General features: G+C 73.5%; 19 protein-coding genes. 10 read left to right on the top strand and 9 right to left on the bottom strand.

Annotated elements, in window-relative coordinates:
• Positions 1-37: 37 nt before the first annotated feature.
• The 6 genes from ACFYMO_RS25535 to ACFYMO_RS25560 all read right to left on the bottom strand — a co-directional run bounded on the left by ACFYMO_RS25535 (position 38) and on the right by ACFYMO_RS25560 (position 5798).
• Positions 38-1558, bottom strand: coding sequence for an MFS transporter (locus ACFYMO_RS25535; protein ID WP_366771050.1), 1521 nt, complete (start codon positions 1556-1558; stop codon positions 38-40).
• A gap of 171 nt (positions 1559-1729) precedes the next feature.
• Entirely contained in the window at positions 1730-2173 is a 444-nt protein-coding gene (locus tag ACFYMO_RS25540) for a hypothetical protein (RefSeq protein ID WP_388549185.1), read from the bottom strand.
• Positions 2174-2339: 166 nt separating this feature from the next.
• The gene (gene msrB / locus ACFYMO_RS25545) at positions 2340-2747 is read right to left on the bottom strand and encodes a peptide-methionine (R)-S-oxide reductase MsrB (RefSeq protein ID WP_366771048.1); all 408 of its coding nucleotides are present in this window, start codon (positions 2745-2747) and stop codon (positions 2340-2342) included.
• Positions 2748-2806: 59 nt separating this feature from the next.
• Positions 2807-4222 (bottom strand): UDP-N-acetylmuramate--L-alanine ligase, encoded by a 1416-nt coding sequence (gene murC / locus ACFYMO_RS25550; RefSeq protein ID WP_366771047.1) that lies wholly within the window; start codon positions 4220-4222, stop codon positions 2807-2809.
• A gap of 183 nt (positions 4223-4405) precedes the next feature.
• Positions 4406-4876, bottom strand: a complete 471-nt coding sequence (locus ACFYMO_RS25555) for an indole-3-glycerol phosphate synthase (RefSeq protein ID WP_069992557.1) — start codon at positions 4874-4876, stop codon at positions 4406-4408.
• A gap of 100 nt (positions 4877-4976) precedes the next feature.
• Positions 4977-5798: a pyrimidine reductase family protein gene (locus tag ACFYMO_RS25560; protein WP_366771046.1), complete on the bottom strand. Its 822-nt coding sequence runs from the start codon at positions 5796-5798 to the stop codon at positions 4977-4979.
• A gap of 63 nt (positions 5799-5861) precedes the next feature.
• On the opposite strand from ACFYMO_RS25560, the gene zapE reads away from it, so the two are divergent.
• From zapE to ACFYMO_RS25580, 4 genes are all read left to right on the top strand, one after another.
• On the top strand, positions 5862-6989 hold the full coding sequence (zapE, locus tag ACFYMO_RS25565) for a cell division protein ZapE (RefSeq protein ID WP_366771045.1): 1128 nt from the start codon (positions 5862-5864) through the stop codon (positions 6987-6989).
• 151 nt (positions 6990-7140) lie between these two features.
• A complete protein-coding gene (locus ACFYMO_RS25570; RefSeq protein WP_388549191.1) occupies positions 7141-8553 on the top strand; it encodes an alkaline phosphatase PhoX in 1413 nt (470 codons plus the stop codon).
• 165 nt (positions 8554-8718) lie between these two features.
• Positions 8719-9423: a peptidyl-tRNA hydrolase gene (locus ACFYMO_RS25575; protein ID WP_366771043.1), complete on the top strand. Its 705-nt coding sequence runs from the start codon at positions 8719-8721 to the stop codon at positions 9421-9423.
• Positions 9424-9698: 275 nt separating this feature from the next.
• On the top strand, positions 9699-11363 hold the full coding sequence (locus ACFYMO_RS25580; RefSeq protein WP_366771042.1) for an alpha/beta hydrolase: 1665 nt from the start codon (positions 9699-9701) through the stop codon (positions 11361-11363).
• 7 nt (positions 11364-11370) lie between these two features.
• On the opposite strand, the gene hemQ is transcribed toward ACFYMO_RS25580, so the two are convergent.
• Together hemQ and hemG are read right to left on the bottom strand one after the other, a co-directional pair.
• Entirely contained in the window at positions 11371-12087 is a 717-nt protein-coding gene (gene hemQ / locus ACFYMO_RS25585) for a hydrogen peroxide-dependent heme synthase (protein ID WP_366771041.1), read from the bottom strand.
• Between the two features lie 77 nt (positions 12088-12164).
• Positions 12165-13595: a protoporphyrinogen oxidase gene (hemG, locus tag ACFYMO_RS25590; RefSeq protein ID WP_366771040.1), complete on the bottom strand. Its 1431-nt coding sequence runs from the start codon at positions 13593-13595 to the stop codon at positions 12165-12167.
• A 104-nt stretch (positions 13596-13699) separates the two neighbouring features.
• Here hemG and ACFYMO_RS25595 point away from each other — a divergent pair, with 104 nt between their 5' ends.
• Positions 13700-15097, top strand: coding sequence for an FAD-dependent oxidoreductase (locus ACFYMO_RS25595; RefSeq protein WP_366771039.1), 1398 nt, complete (start codon positions 13700-13702; stop codon positions 15095-15097).
• A 139-nt stretch (positions 15098-15236) separates the two neighbouring features.
• Here ACFYMO_RS25595 and hemE read toward each other — a convergent pair whose 3' ends face one another.
• Positions 15237-16337 carry a uroporphyrinogen decarboxylase gene (gene hemE, locus ACFYMO_RS25600; RefSeq protein ID WP_388549197.1) on the bottom strand — a complete coding sequence of 367 codons (1101 nt, stop codon included), beginning with the start codon at positions 16335-16337 and terminating at the stop codon, positions 15237-15239.
• A gap of 73 nt (positions 16338-16410) precedes the next feature.
• Here hemE and ACFYMO_RS25605 point away from each other — a divergent pair, with 73 nt between their 5' ends.
• The 5 genes from ACFYMO_RS25605 (at position 16411) to ACFYMO_RS25625 (ending at position 23065) form a co-directional block, all read left to right on the top strand.
• The gene (locus ACFYMO_RS25605) at positions 16411-17082 is read left to right on the top strand and encodes a DUF3000 domain-containing protein (RefSeq protein WP_366771038.1); all 672 of its coding nucleotides are present in this window, start codon (positions 16411-16413) and stop codon (positions 17080-17082) included.
• Positions 17083-17470: 388 nt separating this feature from the next.
• Positions 17471-18151, top strand: coding sequence for a response regulator transcription factor (locus tag ACFYMO_RS25610; RefSeq protein WP_099884917.1), 681 nt, complete (start codon positions 17471-17473; stop codon positions 18149-18151).
• A 144-nt stretch (positions 18152-18295) separates the two neighbouring features.
• Positions 18296-19558 (top strand): ribonuclease D, encoded by a 1263-nt coding sequence (locus ACFYMO_RS25615; RefSeq protein ID WP_366771037.1) that lies wholly within the window; start codon positions 18296-18298, stop codon positions 19556-19558.
• 169 nt (positions 19559-19727) lie between these two features.
• Positions 19728-20942, top strand: a complete 1215-nt coding sequence (locus ACFYMO_RS25620; RefSeq protein WP_366771036.1) for an acetyl-CoA C-acyltransferase — start codon at positions 19728-19730, stop codon at positions 20940-20942.
• Between the two features lie 2 nt (positions 20943-20944).
• Positions 20945-23065, top strand: coding sequence for a 3-hydroxyacyl-CoA dehydrogenase NAD-binding domain-containing protein (locus ACFYMO_RS25625; protein ID WP_388549202.1), 2121 nt, complete (start codon positions 20945-20947; stop codon positions 23063-23065).
• Positions 23066-23135: the final 70 nt, after the last annotated feature.

Here is a 23135-nt window from a genome sequence, read left to right on the forward strand (position 1 = left end):
GCCGGGACGGAGTCGGCGGCGCGACCACTGCGCCCGGTCACGGCCGTCGCAGACCCGCGACGCCGTCGGTGTCCGGGGCGGGAACCGCCTCCGGACCCAGGCTCCGGCCCGGCGCGGGCGCCGCCTCCGCGCGCCGCTCGGCGGCGGTCGACGACGGGAGGAACGCCGCGATCAGCAGCCCCAGCAGCGCGGCGCCCGCCGCGATGAGGAACGCCGTGCGGAAGCCGTCCAGGTCGGGCACCCGGGTGGGACCCAGGGGGATCGACATCCGGGCCAGGACGACGCCGACGACCGCGCTGGAGGTCGAGGTACCGATCGACCGCATCAGGGTGTTGAGCCCGTTGGCGGCGCCGGACTCGGACGGGTCGACGGCGCCGAGGATGAGGGCCGGCATCGCCGAGTAGGCGATGCCGATGCCCACGCCGATCAGCACGGACAGCACCACCGTCTGCCACACGGCGGCCATCAGCTGCGTCCCCAGCAGATAGGAGGCGGCCAGCACGACCAGCCCGGTCATCAGCGACACCTTGGGCCCGCGCGCCCGGGAGAGCCGCGCGGACAGCGAGGAGACCGCCATCATCGCGAGGCCCATGGGCGCCACGCACAGCCCGGAGACGACCATCGACTGCCCCAGCCCGTAGCCGGTGGCCGCCGGGAGCTGCAGGAGCTGGGGCAGGACGAGGGTGAGCGCGTAGAAGGCGAGGCCGACCATGATGGAGGCGAGGTTGGTCAGCAGCACCTGGCGGCGGGCGGTGGTCCGCAGGTCCACCAGCGGTTCCGCGGTCCGCAGCTCCAGCACCCCCCAGCCGGCGAAGAGCACGGCGGAGGAGGCGAACAGCCCCAGCACCGTCGGACTGGACCAGCCCCAGTCACCGCCCTTGGAGATGGGCAGCAGCAGTGTCACCAGCCCGGCCGCGAGGCCCAGGGCTCCCAGCACGTCGAAGCGGCCCGGGGCGCGCAGCGGGGACTCGGGCACCAGCAGCGCGACGAGCAGCATGGCCAGCGCGCCGATCCCGGCGGAGCCGAAGAAGAGCATGTGCCAGTCGGTGTACTGCGCCACGTAGGCGGCCAGCGGCATGCCCAGCGCGCCGCCCACGCCGAGCGAGGAGCTCATGAACGCCATCGCCGAGCCCAGCCGTTCGGGCGGCAGCGCGTCCCGCATGATGCCGATGCCCAGCGGGATGGCCCCCATCGCGAACCCCTGCACGGCCCGTCCGACGACCATCGGCACCAGCGCCGAGGTGAAGCCGCACACCAGCGAGCCCAGGACCATCAGGCCCAGACTCAGCAGCACGATCCGGCGCTTTCCGTACAGGTCCCCGAGTCTGCCCATGATGGGCGTGGCGACCGCGCCCGCGAGCAGCGTCGAGGTGATCACCCAGGAGGCGTTGGAGGTGGAGGTGTCCAACAGGGCGGGCAGCCGGGCGACGATCGGGACGATCAGTGTCTGCATGACGGCGACGGAGATTCCGCCGAACGCCAGTACGGGAACGAGCCAGCGCTCGCCCTCCGCCGCCCGTATCGGCCCGCCCGCCCCCACTGTGCTGCTCTCCCCCACGCGTCCCGTCCTCTCCCTGTTGAGCTGTCGAGTCCCTGCCGAAGTGTCCATCGCTGCCGCTGGTCGGTGCCGGTAGTCGCATTCGACCAGCAACATGCAGCGTACAAATGAACTGCCGGGGACTGCCTCGTATTCCACTGGGAGCCGGGGACCGGAAAGGCGTTCGACAGGTCAGGGAGAGCCCGGGCCGGGCGCCGATCCGGTGCGTCGCCGGGTGCCCACACCCACGGCGACGATCAGCATGGTCATGCCGCCCGTCCCGAAGATGCCGGTCCAACCGAGCCGGGTGATCCGCGCCGTGTCACACACCCGCGTGTGCCACCGCACCGCGTTATCGTCCCACGTGTCCGTGCTCCAACGGGCCGGGCTCAGCACCGAGCCGCACCGCACCGGCGGGCGCCTCGCGGCTTCCCCGTCCACGGCGGCGGTGTCCCGGGCCTCGATGCCGGTCGCCAGGGACAGCCCAGCGGCAACGAGAAAGCCCGCCGCGACGAGCAGCCGGATCAGCGCGGGATGTTTGCCGAGAGGAGCCCGCCACTGTGCGGGGGCTCTCGCCGCTTCGCCGTCCAGCTGCAGATACGCGTGCTCCGCACGCGTCGACTTCTCGAATCGCATGAATCCCCCTGCACGGCGTCCGACGAGTGCCGGGAGCGTACTGCATCGGGGGATCGCGGCCCCAGGTCGGCGCCCCGCCGTACGGGAGGCCCCTTCACGGCAGGGGCCTCCCGAGCGCTGCGGGCTTCAGGGCGCGCCCCCGGCAGTCCGCAACCGGGCTCGGACGTCAGCCCTCGGCAGGCTCCAGCCGCAGGGAGAGGGAGTTGATGCAGTACCGCTGGTCGGTGGGGGTGGGGTAGCCCTCGCCCTCGAAGACATGGCCCAGGTGGGAGCCGCAGCGGGCGCAGCGCACCTCCGTGCGGACCATGCCCATGGAGCGGTCGGTCAGCAGCTCGACGGCGTCCGAGTCCGCCGGGTCGTAGAAGCTGGGCCAGCCGCAGTGGGAGGCGAACTTGGTTCCGGAGCGGAACAGCTCGGCGCCGCAGGCCCGGCAGGAGTAGACACCGGTGGTCTCGGTGTCGGTGTACTCCCCGGTGAAGGGACGCTCCGTACCGGCCTGGCGCAGCACCTGGTACTCCTCGGGCGTCAGCTCCGCGCGCCACTGCTCCTCGGTCTTGTCGATCTCGTAGGCCATCTCGGCTCCTCAGCGCTGTTCGGGATACGGGCCCGGGGCGGGCCGTGCGGTCGTGAGCGTCACTCGGCCAGCCGGGCGAGAATCCGCGGGCCGAGCTCCGTGACGTCACCCGCGCCCATGGTGAGAACGAGATCGCCGGGCTCCGCCATTCCCACGACCGCCTCGACCGCCTCGTCCGGGGTTTCCATGGCCCGCACGGCGGCGCCCGCCGCCTGCGCGGCGTCGGTGATCAGTGCGCTGGTCACGCCCGGGATGGGGTCCTCGCGCGCCGGGTAGATCGGCAGCACGACCGAGCCGTCGGCCAGCGACAGCGCCTCTCCCATCTCCTTGCCGAGTTCCTGGGTGCGGCTGAAGAGGTGCGGCTGGAAGACCACCAGTACCCGGCCGCCCTCCGCGCCACCGCGGATGGCCTCCAGGTCGGCGGTCATCTCGGTGGGGTGGTGGGCATAGGAGTCGATCACCTGTACGCCTTCGGTGAGTCCCTTGAGCTGGAGGCGGCGCTTGACGCCGGTGTAGGAGCCCAGCGCGCGCCCCAGCTCCGCGGCGGGCACGCCCAGCGCCGCGCCCGCCGTGAGCGCTGCCACCGCGTTGAGCGCGTAGTGGGCGCCGGGCACCGAGACGTCGAAGGTGAGCTCCTCGCCGTCGAGCACGACGGTGACCTCGCTGGCCAGCCCCCTCGGCGTGATCTTGAGGACCCGTACGTCGGCGTCCTCGGCGATGCCGTAGGTGCGGATGGTGAGCGCGCGGTCGCGCGGGGTGGCGCGCAGCCGGCGGACCAGCTCCCGCGCCCCGTCGTGGTCGGCGGAGACCACCAGGGTGCCGCCGTCCACCACGCGCTCCACGAACGTCTCGAAGGAGGTGTAGATCTCCTCCATGGAGGCGTAGTTGGCGTGGTGGTCCAGCTCCACGTTGAGGACGATGGCGACCTCGGGCGCGTACTTGTGGAAGCTGCGGTCGCTCTCGTCCGCCTCCGCGACGAAGATCTCCCCGGTGCCCTGGTGCGCGTTGGAGCCGGGGCCCTCCAGATCGCCGCCGATCGCGTACGAGGGGTCCAGACCCAGGTCGGCGAGGCTGACGGCGAGCATGGAGGTGGTCGTCGTCTTGCCGTGTGTGCCGGCCACGGCCAGCGGCCGCAGCCCCGCCATCAGCGCGGCCAGCGCGTCGGCGCGGTGCAGCACCGGGAGGCCGCGCCGGTTCGCCTCGACCAGTTCGGGGTTGTCCTCGCGGATCGCGCTGGAGACGACCACCGTCGTGGCGTCCGGCGCCAGATGCGCGGTGGCGTGCCCCACATGGACGGTCACCCCGAAGCCGCGCAGCGCGTCGGCCGTCGCGGACTCGCGTGCGTCGCTGCCCGCGACCCGCGCGCCGCGCACCGCAAGGATCTTCGCGATACCGGACATCCCCGCGCCGCCGATCCCGATGAAGTGCGGCCGCTCCATGGCGGAGGGGAGGGAGGGGGTGGCGGCAGCGGTCATACGGACTTCTCCTGGCTGGCTCGGTCGGGCGCCGCACGCGCGCGGGCGCGGCAGGCGGCGGGGGACGGCGCAAGCCTATGCGGTGCGGGCCGCCACCTCACGTGACCCCCGGCCGCTCCGCGCCGGGTGCGCGCCCGTGCCTCCGGTGCCGGCGGGCGGCGGAGGCACGGGGGCCGGCCGGGCTCACTCCTCGTTGTGCGCGAACAGCTTCAGCACCGGGACGCCCACCTTGTGCCGGGCCCGGGAGGCCCAGTCCCGGTGGAAGAACTCCTCCACCAGGTGCGGGGCGGTCAGCACGATGACCTCGTCGGCGCGGGTCTGCTCCGCGACCGACTTGAGGACGTCCAGGGGATGGTCCTCGATGATCTGGCCGACCGCCTCGCAGCCGGCGTCTCTGAGGTGCTTGAGGGACAGTTCCAGGGCCTGCTCGGCGGGGCCGACGGCTTCTCCGCCCTCCGGTTCGTCGGCCTCGCGCACCACCTGCTCCAGTTCGCCGAGCGCGACGTCGTCCAGCGCCCGCAGCAGCCGGTCCTGGTCGCCGCGCGGCTGCAGGAGCACGACGAAGGAGACGGCCTCCTCGCCGTGCAGCGTCGTCACCATCTCGGTGTCGGCCGCCACCAGCGGCTTCTCGATCATCAGCACTGTCGTGATCACGACTGGCGCTCCTCCTCCGGTCGGAAAGAAACCCTGCGGCCCCGTGCTCCCAGGGGTCCTGCGGTTGTCAGTCTGCCCAGCGACACGAAAGCGGAACGTCTCATTCCGCAATGCTTCGCGACCGACGGTAGCGGGTGAAGAGGAATCCCTCTTCCTCCAGCACCCCCTCCAGTGCGTACGCGTCGGGGTCGGGCAGCACGGGTCCGTTCATGATCCGCGGAGCCGACCCGGCGACGATCCTGGGGGCGATGGACAGGCACAGTTCGTCGAGTACCCCCGCATCGGCGAATTCCCCGAGCAAGGTGGGGCCGCCCTCGGTCAACTGCCTGCGCAGCCCCCGGTCCGCGAGCAGCCCCGGCACCCGGGCCGGATCAGCATTGCCCCCCTCACCCGCGAAGACCACCTCGGCACCGGCCTGCCTGGCACACTCCACCCGGTCCGGCGGCGCGCCGCCCCCGGTGATCACCAGGGTGGGTACGGCGGGCTCGGTGAACAGCGGAGCCGAGAAGTCCAGCTCCAGCCCGGCCGAGACCACGGCGATGACCGGCGCGGGCGGCTGCCCGGCGGCGGCGCGCCGACCGGCGAAGGCCCGGCGCCGCTTGGCGGGCCGGTAGCCCTCCTGCCGCACGGTCCGGGCGCCGACGACCACCACGTCGGCGAGCGCCCGCAGCACGCCGAAGATCCGCATGTCGGCCGGGGAGGAGAGCGGCTGGGAGCGCCCGCCGTGGTGGATGGCACCGTCCAGGGACGCGACCATGTTGCCGCGCAGCCACCGCGCGGCTCCCTCGGCTCCGCCGCCCACCGGCGGATAGGCGTACTCCGCTGCGATCTCCTCGAGGCTCCACTCCGGCGCGGACGCCGCTGCCTCGGGGGCGGGCGAGGGGGACACCGGGGCTGTACAGGATGGGAACAGGCGTTGCATGCGCGCAGTGTGGCACGGCGCACGCCCGGTGAGCGGCACGCCCGCAGGGGTGAGCCGACTAGCATGACAATCGTGTCAACGACCGCAGCGCACATATCCGAGACCGGCTCCGACTCCCCCAGCGGCTCCGACGGCGCCCCCGTCGCGCTCACCGCACGCGAGCCGCACGTCCCGGCCGACCAGTTGGTGGCCGAGATGGTGCCGCCGCCGCGCTTCGACAGTGTGCGCTTCGCCACCTACATCCCGGACCCGGCCCAGCCCAGCCAGAGCGAGGCGGTCACGGTGCTCTCCGGATTCGCCGACGGCCTCGGCGGCGCCGCACCGACCGGCGGCGGCCCCAGGCGCTGGTTCCGCCGGGTGCCGAAGCAGGCCACCCCGGCCGGTCCCCGGGGCGTGTACCTGGACGGCGGCTACGGCGTCGGCAAGACACACCTGCTCGCCTCGCTGTGGCACGCCGCGCCGGCCGCACCCGAGCGCAAGGCGTTCGGCACCTTTGTCGAGCTGACCAACCTGGTGGGCGCGCTGGGCTTCCAGCAGACCGTGCGCACCCTGGGCGACCACCAACTGCTGTGCATCGACGAGTTCGAGCTCGACGACCCCGGCGACACCGTGCTCGTCTCCAGCCTGCTGGCCAAGCTGGTGGAGAACGGTGTGGCACTGGCGGCGACCTCGAACACGCTGCCGGGCAAGCTGGGCGAGGGACGGTTCGCCGCCGCCGACTTCCTGCGCGAGATCCAGGGCCTCTCGGCGCACTTCCGCACCCTGCGCATCGACGGCGAGGACTACCGCCACCGCGGGCTGCCGCAGGCTCCCGAGCCGTACACCGAGGAGCAGGTCACCGCGGCCGCGCGGCGGATACCCGGGGCCTCGCTCGACGGCTTCCCCGCGCTGCTGGGCCACCTCTCCCGGGTCCACCCCAGCCGCTACGGCGCGCTGGTCGAGGGCGTGCGGGCCGTCTGCCTGACCGGCCTGGCACCGGTTCCCGACCAGTCGACGGCCCTGCGCCTGGTGGTGCTCGCCGACCGGCTCTACGACCGGGAGATACCCGTGCTGGCCTCGGGGGTGCCCTTCGACGAACTGTTCGGCGAGGACATGCTCAAGGGCGGGTACCGCAAGAAGTACTTCCGGGCGATCTCCCGGCTGACGGCGCTCGCCCGGGACGGCGGCGCGCTGGTCGGTGCGGACGGCTGATCCCGCCGCGGCGCCCCGCCGCGGAGCGCCTCCGCCGCGCATACCGTCCGGCGCCCAGTTCGCGCCGGTCGTGTCCTGAGCGCTGTGCGCACACTGGTGCGCGTGGTACACACACTCGGGTCACCTGTCCGCCAACAGGGGAGAGTGCCCGATGCCCACGACCCGACGTCAAGCGCTGGCAAGAACCGGAGCCGCCGGGGCGGCAGTCGCCTTCAGCGGCGCGCTCTCGGAACTGTTCACAGGGACCGCCGTGGCCCAGGCCACCGGCGGCAGCGCGGGCTACGGCCCGCTCGTACCCGACCCCGACGGACTGCTCGACCTGCCCAAGGGGTTCCGCTACAAGGTGCTCTCCCGCGAGGGCGACCCGCTCCGCTCCGGCGAGGGCCGGGTCCCCAGCAACTGCGACGGCATGGCCGCCTTCGCGGGCGGACGGCACGGCCACCACGGCCACGGCCACGGCCACGGCCACGGCAGGGAGCGCACCTGGCTGGTGCGCAACCACGAGAACCGGATGGAGTCGCGGGTCCCGGTCCCCACCGTCGACGGGCTCACCTACGACCCCGCGGGCGAGGGCGGCTGCACGGTCCTGGAACTGGACGGCGACAACGACGTGCTGGCCGAACGCGTCGGCATCGCGGGGACCTCCACCAACTGCGCCGGGGGTCCCAGCCTCTGGGACACCTGGCTGACCTGCGAGGAGACCGAGTACCGGGCCGGCGAGGAGGGGTACACCAAGGACCACGGCTTCGTCTTCGAGGTCGGCTTCGACCGCCGCCGCCCCACCTCCGTCGAACCGCTCACCGCGATGGGCCGCTTCCAGCACGAGGCCGTCGCCTTCGACCCGCACACCGGCGTCGTCTACGAGACCGAGGACGCCTTCGACGAACCCTTCGGCCTCTTCTACCGCTTCCTGCCCAGGAAACCCAAGGGCGGCTACGGTTCACTGCACGCCGGGGGCAGACTGGAGGCCATGCGGGTGCCCGGCGTGCCCGACCTGTCCGCCGTCACCGAGACGGGCACCTCCTTCGACCGGATCGAGTGGGTGGAGGTCCCCGACCCGCTCGCGGCGGAAACCCCCGTCCGCCTCCAGGATTTCGGCAAGGGCGGCATCACCCACGCGCAGAAGCTGGAGGGCTGCTACTGGGGCGGCTCCTGCGTCTACTTCGTCTCCAGCTACGCGCGCACGGCGGAGGGTTCGCAGGGCGACCACTTCGGCCAGATCTGGCGCTACGACCCGCGCAGGCGCCGCCTCACCCTCGTCGTGGTCTTCGGCCCCGACACGGACGTGCAGCTCCCGGGCGAGGAGCCGGACAACATCTGCCTGGCCCCCAGCGGCGGGCTGATGGTGTGCGAGGACGGCGCGGGGGCCCAGCACGTCTTCGGCGTCACCCGGCGGGGCACGGTCTACCCGATGGCACGGGGCGCCCAGAACATCGGCACCCCGGAGGACCCGGCGTGGGGCGAGTTCGCGGGCGTGACGTTCGCGCCGGACGGCCGCACGATGTACGTCAACTGCTACACGCCGGGTACCACGTTCGCGGTAACCGGACCCTGGAAGCACTGAGCCCGGGCTGCTGACCCGGCCCGCTGACCCGGTCCGCATCCGCGGCGGAGGGGGCGCTCCCGGTCGGGGTGCGCCCTCTTCCCGGAGTCGCGGGGCCGGCGGCCGTTCCGGCACCGCCCGCGGACCGTCCGCGGGCGGGTGTCCGGCCACTGGCAGACTGATCGGGTGACCGTCCCAGACATTCCCGGTACCGGCCCCGCGGAGCCCGAGCGTTTCGTGCTGCCCCTCGTCGCGCGGATCGAACGTGCCGAGCCGCCCGCCCGGACGGACGCTCTGCAGACCGCGGCCCGTGCGGTGCTCACCCTGCTGGCCGACCCGCGCACGACCGAGCCGACGGGCGAATGGCACGAGCGGGTGACGGGCTGGGAGGAGCTGCAGATCCGCAAGGTCGTCCGGCGGGCCCGGGGTGCCGAGTGGCGGCGTGCGGAGGAGCTCGCGGGGATCACCGTGTCCGGGGACGCGGCACAGGTGCGGGTCTTTCCACCGGTTCCGCTGGACGGCTGGCCCAAGGAGCTCTCGCGGCTCCAGGTCTCGGGGACGGAGCTGGCGGATCCGCGGCCGCCCGAGGCCCCCGCGACCGGCACCCCCGTGCTGTGGCTGAATCCGGAGGTGGAGATGTCGGCCGGCAAGGCCATGGCGCAGGCCGGCCACGGCGCGCAGCTCGCCTGGTGGCGGTTGGACGCCGCGGAGCGCACGGCGTGGCAGCGGGACGGCTTCCCACTTGCGGTGCGCCCGGCCCGGGACCGGGCGCACTGGAGCGAGCTGACCGGCGGTGGCCTGCCCGTGGTGCGCGATGCCGGGTTCACCGAGGTCGTCCCCGGGTCCTGCACCGTCGTCGCCGAGCATCCGGCGCTGCGCACCCGGGGCTGAGCCGGCCCGCAGACGCCGCGGACCGCGCGGGCCCGGCTCCCGGCCGCCGCGGGACCGCTGGGGACCGATTCCTCGCCGCCGCCGCACTTCTGACGTGGCCCTGACGCGTATCGCCGCCGGGCCGGAACGGGCTCCGAGGACCCGTACGAGGGGCGTTCCGCGACACCGCGAGACGATGCTTTACATCTACGTATGAGCCGCTGAGCATCCGATATGAACAGCGGTGCCGTGGGGCACGGCTGACGGAGCGACAGCGACACCCAGCGGGAGCCCCAGTGCGCGCAGCAGCGATCCCCTCCACCCTCGGTGCCCTGGCCCTCGCACTGGCGCCCGCCGCCGCGGCGGCCCCGCCCGGCGGCGACCACCACGGCCCCGGCCGCGCCGCGAAGGCCGCCGGGACCGCGACAGGCACCGGAGGCCCCGGAAGGTCCGGGGCACCGGAGGCGGCGGGGGTCGCGGAAGCCGCCGAGGACGCCGCGGCCGCCGGTGTCCGGTGGGGGCGCTGCCCGGCCGCCGAGCACCTGCCCCGGTCCGTCGAGTGCGGCACCGTCCGGGTACCGGTGGACTACACGCGACCGGACGGCGCACATCTCTCCCTGACCGTCAGCAGGGCCCGGGCCACCGGGGAACCCGGCCGGCGGATGGGCCCCCTGGTCTACAACCCGGGCGGGCCGGGCGGCAGCGGGATGAGCTTCCCCCTCTACCCGCACCTGGGCGGGCTGTGGAAGCGCCTCAACGCCCGCTACGACTTCATCGGCTACGCACCCCGCGGGGTCGGCCGCTCCGGCCCGCTCTCCTGCCAGGACCCCGAGGAGTTCCTCCGCGGGCCCAACCGCTCCCCCGCGCACCCGTCCTGGGCCTTCAAGCAGACCATGAACCAGCGGGCCGCCGCCTACGCCGCCGGCTGCGCCGAGGCGCAGCCCGACCGGCTGCGGCACTACACCACGCCGAACAACGCCCGCGACCTGGACGTCCTGCGGGCCGCGCTGGGCCGGCGCAGGCTCAGCTACCTCGGGGTCTCCTACGGCACCTACATCGGCTCCGCCTACGCCACCCTCTTCCCCTCCCATGTGCGCCGTCTCGTGCTGGACAGCGTCGTCGACCCGTCCCCCGACAGCGTGTGGTACCAGGCCAACCTCGACCAGAACCGCGCCTTCCAACGGCGCTGGGAGGACTGGAAGACCTGGGTCGCCCGGCACGAGGACACCTACCGGCTGGGTTCCACGGCCCGGCAGGTGCAGGAGTCCTTCGACGCCGTACGGGCCGCGGTGGACCGGGAACCCGCGGGCGGGACGGTCGGCTCCAAGGAACTGCTGGCCGCCTACCTGGTCACCGGGTACGCGGACGCGACCTGGGCACCGTACGCGCGGGCGCTCTCCGCCTTCCGCGAGGGCGACCCGGAGCCGCTGGTGAAGGTGGCCGCACCCGACATGGCAGCGGCGAAGAGCGAGGAGAACGGCAACGCCGTCTACAACGCGGTCGAGTGCCAGGACGCGCCCTGGCCGCGCAACTGGCTCCGCTGGGACCGGGACAACACCGCGACGGCGGCGGTGGCCCCGTTCAACACCTGGGACAACGCCTGGATGAACCTGCCGTGCGCCTACTGGCACACCAGGCCCGCGCAGCCGCTGCGGGTGCACACCGACCCGGGCGAGCTGCCCGGGGTGCTGCTGGTGGCCGCGACCCGGGACGCGGCCACCCCCTACGAGGGCGCGCTGGAGACCCGGCGCCGGCTGGCCGGCTCCTCGCTGGTGACCGAGCGCGGTGCGGGCAACCACGGGGTGAGCGGCGGCAACCCGTGCGTGGACCGGCACATCGAGCGGTACCTGTTCGAGGGCAGGACGCCGGGCGCCGACGCGGAGTGCGCGGCGCGGCCCGCGCCCGAACCCGGCTCCCGGCGCACCGCCAAACCCGCCTCCAACACCCGGGCGGCCCGCTGAGCCCGGCCTACGCCAGCCCGGCGACCAGTTCGGCGACCGGCTTGCGGCGGCCGGTGTAGAAGGGAATCTCCTCCCGCACGTGCCGCCGCGCCTCGGAGCCGCGCAGGTGCCGCATCAGGTCGACGATGCGGTACAGCTCGTCCGCCTCGAAGGCGAGGATCCACTCGTAGTCGCCCAGCGAGAAGGCGGGCACGGTGTTGGCGCGGACGTCGGGGAAGCCGCGGGCCATCTTGCCGTGGTCGGCGAGCATCCGGCGGCGGTCCTCGTCCGGCAGCAGGTACCACTCGTAGCTGCGCACGAACGGGTAGACGCTCACGTAGGCGCGCGGCTCCTCGTCGGCCAGGAAGGCCGGGATGTGCGACTTGTTGAACTCTGCGGGGCGGTGCAGCGCCATGTTCGACCAGACGGGTTCCAGCGCCCGGCCCAGGGCCGTGCGGCGGAACCGGTTGTAGGCGTCCTGGAGCGCGTCGGAGTCCTCGGCGTGCCACCAGATCATCAGATCGGCGTCGGCCCGCAGTCCGGAGACGTCGTAGGTACCGCGGACCACCACGTCCCTCTCGGCGAGCCCGGCGAACAGTTCCTCGACCTCGTCCGCGTATCCGGCCCGGTCCTCGGGCAGCAGGTCGCGCAGCCGGAAGACCGACCAGAGGGTGTAGCGGATGACCTCGTTCAGGTCCTTGGCCTTCTTGCCCGCGTTGGGCTCCTTGTGCGGTGCCTCAGTCATGGCTCTTCCTCATTCACCGTCATGCAGCGTTGTTCGGCGTCGTTCGGCTCGTTCGGCGTCGCTCGGCGCGGCGTCGTTCAGCGTGGTCGGGCGTCCTCGTCGGCCGGCTCGGTCGGCCCGGCCGATTCCAGTACCTCGTGCGCCGCGCGCCGGCCGCCCGCCACGCAGGCGGGCACGCCCACGCCCTCGTACGGCGCACCGGCCACGGCCAGGCCCGGCACCGCGCCGACGGCGGCGCGGACGGCGGCGACGCGGTCGAGGTGACCCACCGGGTACTGCGGCAGGCCGCGGTCCCAGCGGGAGACCACCGAGTCCACGGGGCGCGCGTCCAGCCCGGTGGCGGCACGCAGGTCGCGCAGCGACAGCTCGACCAGTTCGGCGTCGTCCCGCTCCAGCATCCGCTCCTCGCCGTACCGGCCCAGCGAGGTGCGGAGCACGAACAGCGAGGGGTCCTGCGCCGCGACCCAGCTCCACTTGTGCGCGGAGAAGGTGGCTGCCTTGATGGCGCGGCCGTCGACGGGCGGCACCAGGAAGCCGCTCCCGTCCGGGATCCGGTCCGCCTCCGACCGCCGGAAGGCCAGCGTGACCAGGGCCATCGAGGCGTACTCGACCTCGTCGAGCGCCGTGGCGGCGGCGGGAGCGTGCGGGGCCAGCAGCCGGGCCGCGGCCGGTGCGGGCACGGTCAGCACGACGCCGTCGGCGGACAGCGCCTCGGGGTCGGTCACCGCGAGCCACCCCGGCCCGCCGCCGTCGGGGGCCATCCGGCGCAGCTCGCGCACCGGGGTGTTCAGCCGGATGTCGGCGCCCTGTGCCGCGCACGCCTCGGCCACCGCGAGCGGGAGCCTGCCGACGCCGCCCTCGATCCCCATGAAGACCGGTCCGGCGGGTGCGGGCCGGGCGGCGGCGCGGTCCTGCACAGCGCGTACGGCGGCCAGCAGGGAGCGCTCCTCGCGCACGGCCTCGAACAGCTGCGGTACGGCGGCGCGCATCGAGATCCGGTACGCGTCGCCCGCGTACACCCCGCCGAGCAGGGGCTCCACGAGCCGGTCGACGACCTCGCGGCCCAGCCGCCGCGCCACATGGCCGCCCACCGACACGTCGTCGCCGACCTCGGTGCGCGGCAGCCGCCCGTCCTCGGCGATCCGGGCCAGCCCCTCGGGGGAGAGCACCCCGCCGAGTGCGGCCGGGTCGCCGGGCACGCCCATCAGATGCCCGCGGGGCATGGCGCGCACCGCGCCGCGGGTCCAGATCGCTCCTCCGGCGACGGACGGCGGCTGGAGCTGCCCGCCGAGCCCGACGGCGCGGGCCAGCTGCACGGCCTCGGGGCGGCGCGCCAGCAGCGACTCGGCGCCCAGGTCGACAGCGGCGGTGCCCGCGATGCTGCCGGTGAGCAGCTTGCCCCCGAGGCGGCCGCCGGCCTCCAGCACGGTCACCCGCGCACCGAGGGCCAGCAGTTGGTGCGCGGCGGCCAGCCCGGAGATTCCGCCCCCGATGACGAGTACGTGCATACGGGCAAGTCTCGCAGAACGGGTTCCGGCGCATAGCGTGGGCCCTGGCAACGGCAGCAGGTCCGGTGGGCGGTACGGCCCGCCCCGTGAGAGGAGTGTCGGCGATGGCGGCAGCGGAGCGGATGGTGGTCGTCGGCGGCGACGCGGCGGGGATGTCGGCCGCGGCGCAGGCCCGCAGACTCCGCGGGCCGGAGGAGCTGGAGATCGTGGCGGTGGAGCGCGGCCGCTTCTCGTCCTACTCCGCCTGCGGCATCCCGTACTGGGTGGGCGGCGACGTCGCCGAGCGCGACGCGCTGATCGCCCGCTCGCCCGAGGAGCACCGGGCACACGGCATCGATCTGCGGATGCGCACCGAGGCGGTCGAGCTGGACCCGGCCGGGCAGCGGGTGCGGCTGCGCGACCCGCAGCGCGCCGAGCACTGGCTGGGCTACGACCGGCTGGTGCTGGCCACCGGTGCCGTGCCGGTGCGCCCGCCGCTGCCCGGGATCGACGCCGAGGGGGTGTACGGGGTGCAGACGCTGGAGGACGGCCAGGAACTGCTGGACGCGCTGGAGCAGCGTGTCGACCTCGCGCGCGGCTCCGGGCCGGAGCCGAGGGCCGTCGTCGTGGGCGCGGGGTACATCGGCGTCGAGATGGCCGAGGCGTTCGTGCGGCGCGGCTACGCGGTGACGGTGCTGGAGAAGGCCGAGCAGCCGATGTCCACCCTCGACCCGGACATGGGCCGGCTGGTGCACGAGGCGATGTGCGCACTGGGCATCGAGACGGTGCTGGGTGCGGCCGTCACCGAGGTCCGCACCGACAGGCGGGGGCGGGCCTGCGGAGTGGTGACGGAGGAGACCGAGTACCCGGCGGACGTCGTGGTGCTGGGGCTGGGAGTGCGGCCGGAGACGGAGCTGGCCCGGCAGGCGGGCCTGCCGCTGGGCGAGTCCGGCGGGCTGCTGACGGACCTGGCGATGCGGGTGCGCGGCCGGGAGGACATCTGGGCCGGCGGGGACTGCGTGGAGGTGCTCAACCTCGTCTCCGGCCGGGAGCAGCATGTTCCGCTGGGGACGCACGCCAACAAGCACGGGCAGGTCATCGGCGCCAACATCGGCGGCGGCTACGCCACCTTCCCCGGCGTGGTGGGCACGGCCGTCAGCAAGGTGTGCGATCTGGAGATCGCCAGGACGGGGCTGCTGGAGGCACAGGCGGCCGCTGCCGGGCTGCAGTTCGAGAGCGTCGTGATCGAGTCGACGACCCGCGCCGGCTACTACCCCGGAGCCCGGCCGATCCACGTCAAGATGATCGCCGAGCGCCGGTCGGGGCGGCTGCTCGGCCTCCAGATCGTCGGCCACGAGAACGCGGGCAAGCGCGTGGACATCGCCGCGGTGGCCCTGCACGCCGGCATGACGGTGGAGCAGATGACGGCGCTGGACCTGGGCTACGCGCCGCCCTTCAGCCCGGTCTGGGATCCGGTGCTGGTGGCGGCCCGGAAGGCGGCGGCAGCGGTACGGAAGGGCTGAGGGCCCGGGGCCGCCGCCGACGGGCGCACCCGCCCACCGCGTCACCGGACCGCCGCGTCACCGGACCGCCGGGCCGAGACGGTGCCGGGCGGGGCGCCACCGGCGCTTCGGGGGCATCTGCGGAGCGGGACCGGGTGGCTCAGCGGGAGCTCTGCTCGTGCACGTATGCCACCAGGTCGGTCAGCGCCGCGGGGTCGGTCTGCGGCAGTACCCCGTGCCCCAGGTTGAAGATGTGGCCCTCCAGCCCTTGGGCGGCCTGGAGGATGTCCGCTGCGCCCCGGCGGACGGCCTCCCGCGGCGCGAAGAGCAGGGCCGGGTCGAGATTGCCCTGGACGGCCTTGCCCGGCCCCACCCGGCGGGCCGCCTCGTCCACCGGCACCCGCCAGTCGGCGCCGACGACATCGGCGCCCGCCTGGCCCATCAGTCCCAGCAGCTCGCCGGTGCCGACGCCGAAGTGGATGCGCGGCACGCCGTAGCCCGCGACGGCCTCGAACACCTTCGCGGAGGCGGGCAGCACCCGGTTCCGGTAGTCCTCGGGTGCCAGCGCTCCCACCCACGAGTCGAAGAGCTGCACCGCGGCGGCGCCGGCCTCGATCTGCACCTTCAGGAACGCGGCGGTGATGTCCGCGAGCCGATCCAGCAGGTCGGCCCACAGCTCCGGGTCGCCGTACATCAGCGCCTTGGTGTGCTCGTGGTTCTTCGAGGGGCCGCCCTCGACGAGATAGCTGGCCAGGGTGAAGGGCGCGCCGGCGAATCCGATGAGCGGCGTGGCACCGAGTTCGCGGGTGAGGATGCCGACCGCCTCGGTCACGTACCCGACGTCCTCGGGCTCCAGGGCCCGCAGCCGCTCCAGGTCCGCGCGGCTGCGGATCGGCTTCTCGACGACGGGCCCGACCCCCGGCTTGATGTCGAGGTCGACACCGATGGCCTTGAGGGGGACGACGATGTCACTGAAGTAGATCGCGGCGTCCACCTTGTGCCGGCGCACGGGCTGCAGGGTGATCTCGGCGACCAGGTCGGGCCGCATGCAGGAGTCCAGCATCGCGATGCCCTCGCGGAGCTTGCGGTACTCGGGCAGCGAGCGTCCGGCCTGCCGCATGAACCACACCGGGGTGTGCGGCACCGGCTCTCGGCGGCACGCGCGCAGGAACGCGGAGTCGAACGCGGTGTGCGGGGTAGCGGGCGCTCGGGTGTCCCGGGGCGGCGTCGGCTGGCCCTCAGGGCGGTCGTTTCCACTCACGCACCGAGTCTCCCATGGCCTGATGGGGTGTCCCTACCGACCTCGGGCGCGCCGTCCGCCTACCCTTCGGCCCATGACTGCGGCTCGGGCGGCGAAGGCGGGAGGCTCCGGCGGAGTGGAAGACACCAGCGGGACGGGAGGATCCGGCGGCGGGGGCGGGGACTCGGCACCACCGCCATTCCGGGCGGCGGTCGCGGCACTGAGCGAGACCCGCCCGCGCCCGGAGATCCAGCTCTCCGTCCTCCCCGCACCCCGGCGACTGGCGCCGTACTCCTTCGCGCTGGAGGCGGCGGTCACCGACCCGGAGGGCACGGATTCCGAGCTGGCGGACGGGCGGTTCGTGCTGCTGCACGACCCGCAGGGCCAGGACTCCTGGCAGGGCACCTTCCGGGTGGTCACGCTGGGGCGGGCCGAGCTGGAGCCGGAGATCGCCGGTGACCCGCTGCTGCCCGAGGTGACGTGGACCTGGCTGACCGGCGCCCTGGAGGCCCGGGGCGCCGGGTACTCGGAGCCGAGCGGCACGGTGACGCGGTCGAGTTCGGCCTTCTTCGGCGGACTGGCGGAGCGCGCCGCCGAGGAGCTGCTGGAGATCCGGGCGAGCTGGACCCCGGAGGGCGGCACCCCGGACGCGGCGGCACATCTGACCGCGTGGTGCGAACTCCTCTGCCAGTGCGCCGGGTTGCCCCCCGAGACGGGCGAGGGCAGTTCCGTGGTGCAGCTCCCCCAGCGCCGCGGGCCGCGCTAGCGACGGTCCACCCGGCTCACCCCGACTCACTCCGGCCCCGTCCGCCTCCCGGCGGGCGGGGCCGCTGTCGTGCCCGGGGGCACCGCGTGCCCGCCGTCCGGCCTCCCGATCGCCGTGTCCGGCGGGTGCCGCTCCCGCCGGATACGGCGTTTTGTCTACAAAGCCGCTGTGCAATTCCGGTCGTCGACCCCTCGTCTCTGTGTAGACAAAGGAATCTTTCGCGCCCTGAAAATGCCCCAGGAAACTGGATTGTGGAATTTCGGGTCACTAATTCGTGATCTTTCTCTAAAGAGGCATGGAGAAGGTGCCGAAGGAGTCTGTGACCCTTCACACGGAATACCCGACTCGTTGGGTTCCGTCCCCCACAGCCACTCCCTCAGGAGGCCCGGTGTCTGTTCTTCTTGAGCACCCCACAAGCCTGGTCGCCTACCGCCCGAACAAGCCGACGGCCATGGTCGTCGTGGCCGACCCCCGCGTCCGTTCCACCGTGACCCGCCATCTGTGGGCTCTCGGCGTGCGGGACGTGATCGAGGCGTCGTCCATCGCGGAGGCCCGTCCCCGAATCGGCAACCCACGCGACATCTGCGTGGCCGACGTCCACCTGCCCGACGGCTCCGGGCTCAGTCTGCTGTCCGAGACCAGAGCCGCGGGCTGGCCGAACGGGCTGGCACTGTCGGCGGCGGACGACATCGGCGCGGTACGCAACGCACTCGCAGGCGGCGTCAAGGGTTACGTCGTCACCGGCACCCGCACCAACCTGGGCGGCCCGCTGCCCACCCGGCACGGCGCCGCCCCGATCGGCGCGGCCGCTGCCGCGCGCATGCACCGCAGGCCGGGCGGCGGCCCCGGCGGCCCGGGTCACCCGGGCGGCTACCGGGAACTGTCCGGCCGCGAGGTCGAGGTGCTGCGCCTGGTGGCCGAGGGCCAGTCCAACAAGGCCATCGGCGTGTCGATGGGGCTCTCGGCGCTCACCGTCAAGAGCCACCTCGCCCGGATCGCCCGCAAGCTGGGCACCGGCGACCGCGCGGGCATGGTCGCCGTCGCCCTGCGGACGGGCATCATCCACTGACCGGACACCCCCGTGCGGAGCTCTGCCGCTCCCCTGCCCCTCCTCTCCCCACCTCCCACGGCCGGCCGGCCTCCCCGGCGCCCGTCGGCGTAACGTTCCGTCGGCGGGCGCTCGCCATTGCGTGCGCGCAGATACCCTTGGCTGGTGACCGACGCCCAAGAGACCGCATCAGCATCCGCAGCTCAGGCCCATGCCCAGGACTCAGCGCCGGCGCCGGTCCCACTTCTGGAGCCACGTGAGGGGATTCCGCCCGTCACCGTGACGGCCGAGGAGCTGGCGCGGGTGACCGACGCCTACGCCGCGGGCAGCGGCCCGGTGGCCGTCGACGCCGAACGCGCGTCCGGGTACCGCTACGGGCAGCGGGCCTATCTGGTGCAGTTGCGCCGCGCGGGCGCGGGCACCGCGCTGGTCGACCCGGTGGCCTGCCCGGACCTCTCGGCGCTGGACGCCGCGCTGGCGGGCACCGAGTGGGTACTGCACGCCGCCAGCCAGGATCTGCCCTGCCTGCGGGAAATAGGCATGCGGCCCACGCGGCTCTTCGACACCGAACTCGCCGGCCGGCTGGCCGGTTTCGCGCGGGTGGGCCTGGGCGCGATGGTGGAGAACGTCCTCGGCTACGCCCTGGAGAAGGGCCACTCGGCCGTCGACTGGTCCACCCGCCCGCTGCCCGAGCCCTGGCTGCGGTACGCCGCGCTCGACGTGGAGCTGCTGGTGGACCTGCGGGACGCACTGGAGGAGGAGCTGGCCCGGCAGGGGAAGCTGGAGTGGGCCCGGGAGGAGTTCGCGGCCATCGCGGCCGCCCCGGCCCCGCCGCCGCGCAAGGATCCCTGGCGGCGCACGTCGGGCATGCACAAGGTGCGGCGGCGCCGGCAGATGGCCGTCGTGCGGGAGCTGTGGCAGGCCCGGGACGCGGTGGCACGCAAGCGGGACGTCTCGCCGGGCAAGGTGCTCTCGGACGCGGCGATCGTGGAGGCGGCGCTGGCCCTGCCGGCGGACGCGCGGGCCCTGGGGGCGCTGCCCGGGTTCGGCCAGCGGGCCGGGCGCAAGCAGCTCGACCAGTGGCAGGCCGCCGTGGAGCGGGCCCGCGCGCTGTCCGACGAGGAGCTGCCGCAGCAGTCGCAGGCCACCAACGGTCCGCCGCCGCCGCGCTCCTGGGCGGACAAGGATCCGGCTGCGGCGGCACGGCTGGCGGCCGCCCGGGCGGCCGTCACCCGGCACGCCGAGGAGCTGAACCTGCCGCAGGAGAATCTGCTGACCCCGGACACGGTGCGCCGGCTGTGCTGGGAGCCGCCGGCGGAGGCGACCGCGGAGGCGGTCTCCGGTGCGCTGCGGGCGCTGGGGGCGCGTGAGTGGCAGATCGGGCAGACCGCCGAGCTGCTGCGCGTCGCGCTGACGGCCTCGGCCTGAGCGGCGCCCGGAGGCGCTCCTACGCTCTCCGGGTGAGTGTGCGGCGGGGCGCGGCGCGCACCTGGCGATGTGACGTGTGCCCCTCGGCCGGGCGGCCCCTTGCCACCTGGTTACCGGTAAGTAGCATGGGGGTCGACCGACCCCTGGCCGCACCTGGAGGAGAGCCAACGTGCCTCGTACCGCAAGGGACGTCGTCTTCGTCGACGGCGTCCGCACACCGTTCGGCAAGGCGGGCCCCAAGGGCATCTACCACGAGACCCGCGCCGACGACCTGGTCGTCAAGTGCATCCGCGAGCTGCTGCGCCGCAACCCCGACCTGCCTCCGGAGCGCATCGACGAGGTCGCCGTCGCGGCGACCACCCAGATCGGTGACCAGGGGCTGACCCTGGGTCGCACCGCCGGGATCCTCGCGGGGCTGCCGAAGACCGTCCCCGGCTACTCCATCGACCGGATGTGCGCGGGCGCGATGACGGCCGTGACGACAACCGCCGGCTCGATCGCCTTCGGCGCCTACGACCTCGTCGTCGCCGGCGGTGTCGAGCACATGGGCCGGCACCCGATGGGCGAGGGCGTGGACCCCAATCCGCGCTTCGTCTCGGAGAAGCTGGTCGACGAGTCGGCCATGTTCATGGGCATGACCGCCGAGAACCTGCACGACCGCTTCCCGCACCTGACCAAGGAGCGCGCCGACGCCTTCGCGGTCCGCAGCCAGGAGAAGGCCGCCAAGGCGTACGCGAACGACAGGGTCCAGCCGGACCTGGTGCCGATCTCGATCCGCCGCACCTCGCCCGAGGGTGGTGAGACCGGCTGGGGTCTGGCCACCGCCGACGAGCCGATGCGGCCCGGCACCACCCTGGAGAACCTGGCCGGGCTCAAGACGCCCTTCCGCGCGCACGGCCGCGTCACCCCGGGCAACTCCGCCGGTCTGAACGACGGCGCCACCGCCTCCCTGATCGCCGCCGAGGACGTCGCCCGGGAGCTGGGGCTGCCGGTCAAGATGCGGCTGGTCGCCTACTCGTTCGCCGGTGTGGAGCCGGAGGTGATGGGCGTCGGCCCGGTGCCGGCCACCGAGAAGGCGCTGGCCCAGGCCGGGCTGTCGATCGACGACATCGGCCTGTTCGAGGTCAACGAGGCGTTCGCCGTCCAGGTGCTCGCGCTGCTGGACCACTACGGCATCGCCGACGACGACCCGCGCGTCAACCAGTACGGCGGCGCCATCGCCTTCGGCCACCCGCTGGCCTCCTCCGGCGTGCGGCTGATGGCCCAGCTCGCCCGCCAGTTCGAGGAGCAGCCGCACGTCCGCTACGGCCTGACCACCATGTGCGTCGGCTTCGGCATGGGCGGGACCGTCATCTGGGAGAACCCCCACTGGGAGGGCAAGTAAGAATGAGCACCGCTGAGCTGCTGAAGGGTGCGGCCGAGCTGTTCCCGGACGAGGTCGTCACTCAGGCGCATGTACGCCACCTCGACCTGCCGTCCGGCGCGGGCCGGTTCGCCCTGATCACGCTGGACAACGGGCTGGACCACACCAAGCCCACCACCTTCGGGCCGCAGTCGCTGGCCAACCTGAACGCCGCCCTCGACCAGGTGGAGAAGGAGGCCGCGGACGGCGAGATCAAGGGCGTCGGCCTCACCGGCAAGCCCTTCATCTTCGCGGTCGGCGCCGACCTCAAGGGCGTCGAGCTGCTGAAGCGGCACGAGGACGCGGTCGCCATCGGCAAGGGCGGCCACGACGTCTTCGTCCGGCTGTCCGACCTGGCCGTGCCGACCTTCGCCTACTACAACGGCGCGGCGATGGGCGGCGGCGTCGAGGCGGGACTGCACTGCACCTACCGCACCGTCTCGGCCGCGCTGCCCGCCTTCTCGCTGCCCGAGGTCTTCCTCGGCCTGGTACCCGGCTGGGGCGGCTGCGCCCTGCTGCCGAACCTGATCGGCGCCGACCGCGCGGTCAGCGTCATCGTCGAGAACTCGCTCAACCAGAACCGGCAGCTCAAGGGCGCCCAGGTCTACGAGCTGGGCATCGCCGACGCACTGTTCGAGGGCGCCGACTTCCTGGAGGAGTCGCTGCGCTGGACCGCCGCCGTGCTCAAGGGCGAGATCGAGGTGGCACGCCCCGAGATCGACCGCGGCGAGGCGTGGGACGCGGCTGTCGAGCGCGGCCGGCAGATCGCCGACAGCAAGGTGCACGGTGCGGCTCCGGCCGCCTACCGCGCCCTGGACATCATCGCCGCGGCCAAGAACGGCGATCTGCGCAAGGGTTTCGAGGCCGAGACCCAGGCGCTCGCCGACCTGATCATGGGCGGGGAGCTGCGCAGCGGCATCTACGCCTTCAACCTGGTGCAGCGGCGCGCCAAGCGTCCGGCGGGCGCCCCCTCCAGGGACCTCGCGCGTCCCGTCACCAAGGTCGGCGTGGTCGGCGCCGGGCTGATGGCCTCGCAGCTCGGCCTGCTGTTCGCGCGCCGTCTGGAGGTGCCGGTCGTGCTGACCGACATCGACCAGGAGCGGGTCGACAAGGGTGTGGCCTACTGCCACGAGGAGATCGACAAGCTGCTGCTCAAGGGCCGCGTCAACCAGGACAAGGCCAACCGGCTCAAGGCCCTGGTGACCGGTTCGCTCGACAAGGCGACCGCGTTCGCCGACGCCGACTTCGTGATCGAGGCCGTCTTCGAGGAGATGGGCGTCAAGCAGAAGGTGTTCGCCGAGGTCGAGGCGGCCGTGCCGGAGCACGCCATCCTCGCGACGAACACCTCCTCGCTGTCCGTCAGCGAGATGGCCTCGCAGCTCAAGCACCCCGAGCGGGTCGTGGGCTTCCACTTCTTCAATCCGGTCGCCATCCTCCCGCTGCTGGAGATCGTGCGGGGCGAGCAGACCGACGACGCGGCGCTGGCCACCGCGTTCGGTGTCGCCAAGAAGCTGAAGAAGACCGCGGTGCTGGTCAAGGACGCCCCCGCGTTCGTCGTCAACCGGGTGCTGACCCGGTTCCTCGGCGAGGTGCTGCGCTCCATCGACGAGGGCACCCCGGTCGAGACCGCCGACCGCGCGCTGGCGCCGCTCGGGCTGCCGATGTCGCCGATCCAGCTGCTGGAGCTGGTCGGCCCGGCCGTCGCGCACCACGTCGCGGGCACCCTGCACGCCGCCTTCCCGGACCGGTTCGCCGTCTCCGAGAACCTGGGCCGGGTCGTCGAGGCCGGCAAGCGGAACCTCTATGTGCCGGGCACCCAGGAGATGGACCCGGAGGTCGCCGGCCTCTTCCAGGTCGGGGACACCGTCCTGACGGAGGAGCAGGTGCGGGAGCGGGCGCTGGACGCCATCGCCGAGGAGATCCGGCTGATGCTGGACGAGGACGTGGTGGCCGAGGCCCAGGACATCGACCTGTGCCTGATCACCGGTGCCGGCTGGCCCTTCCATCTCGGCGGGGTCACGCCCTACCTGGACCGCGAGGGCGTCAGCGAGCGTGCCGCCGGCCGCCGTTTCCTGGCCCCGGGCCTCGCCAGCATCCCGGAGTGAGCCGCTAGCACTCCTCTCCGCCGGGCACGGGGCACCGCGCCCGGCGGGATCCGGTCGGCCCGCTCGCGGC

Origin of the sequence: Streptomyces sp. NPDC007025 (assembly GCF_042869455.1) — a bacterium.
GTDB lineage: Bacteria > Actinomycetota > Actinomycetes > Streptomycetales > Streptomycetaceae > Streptomyces.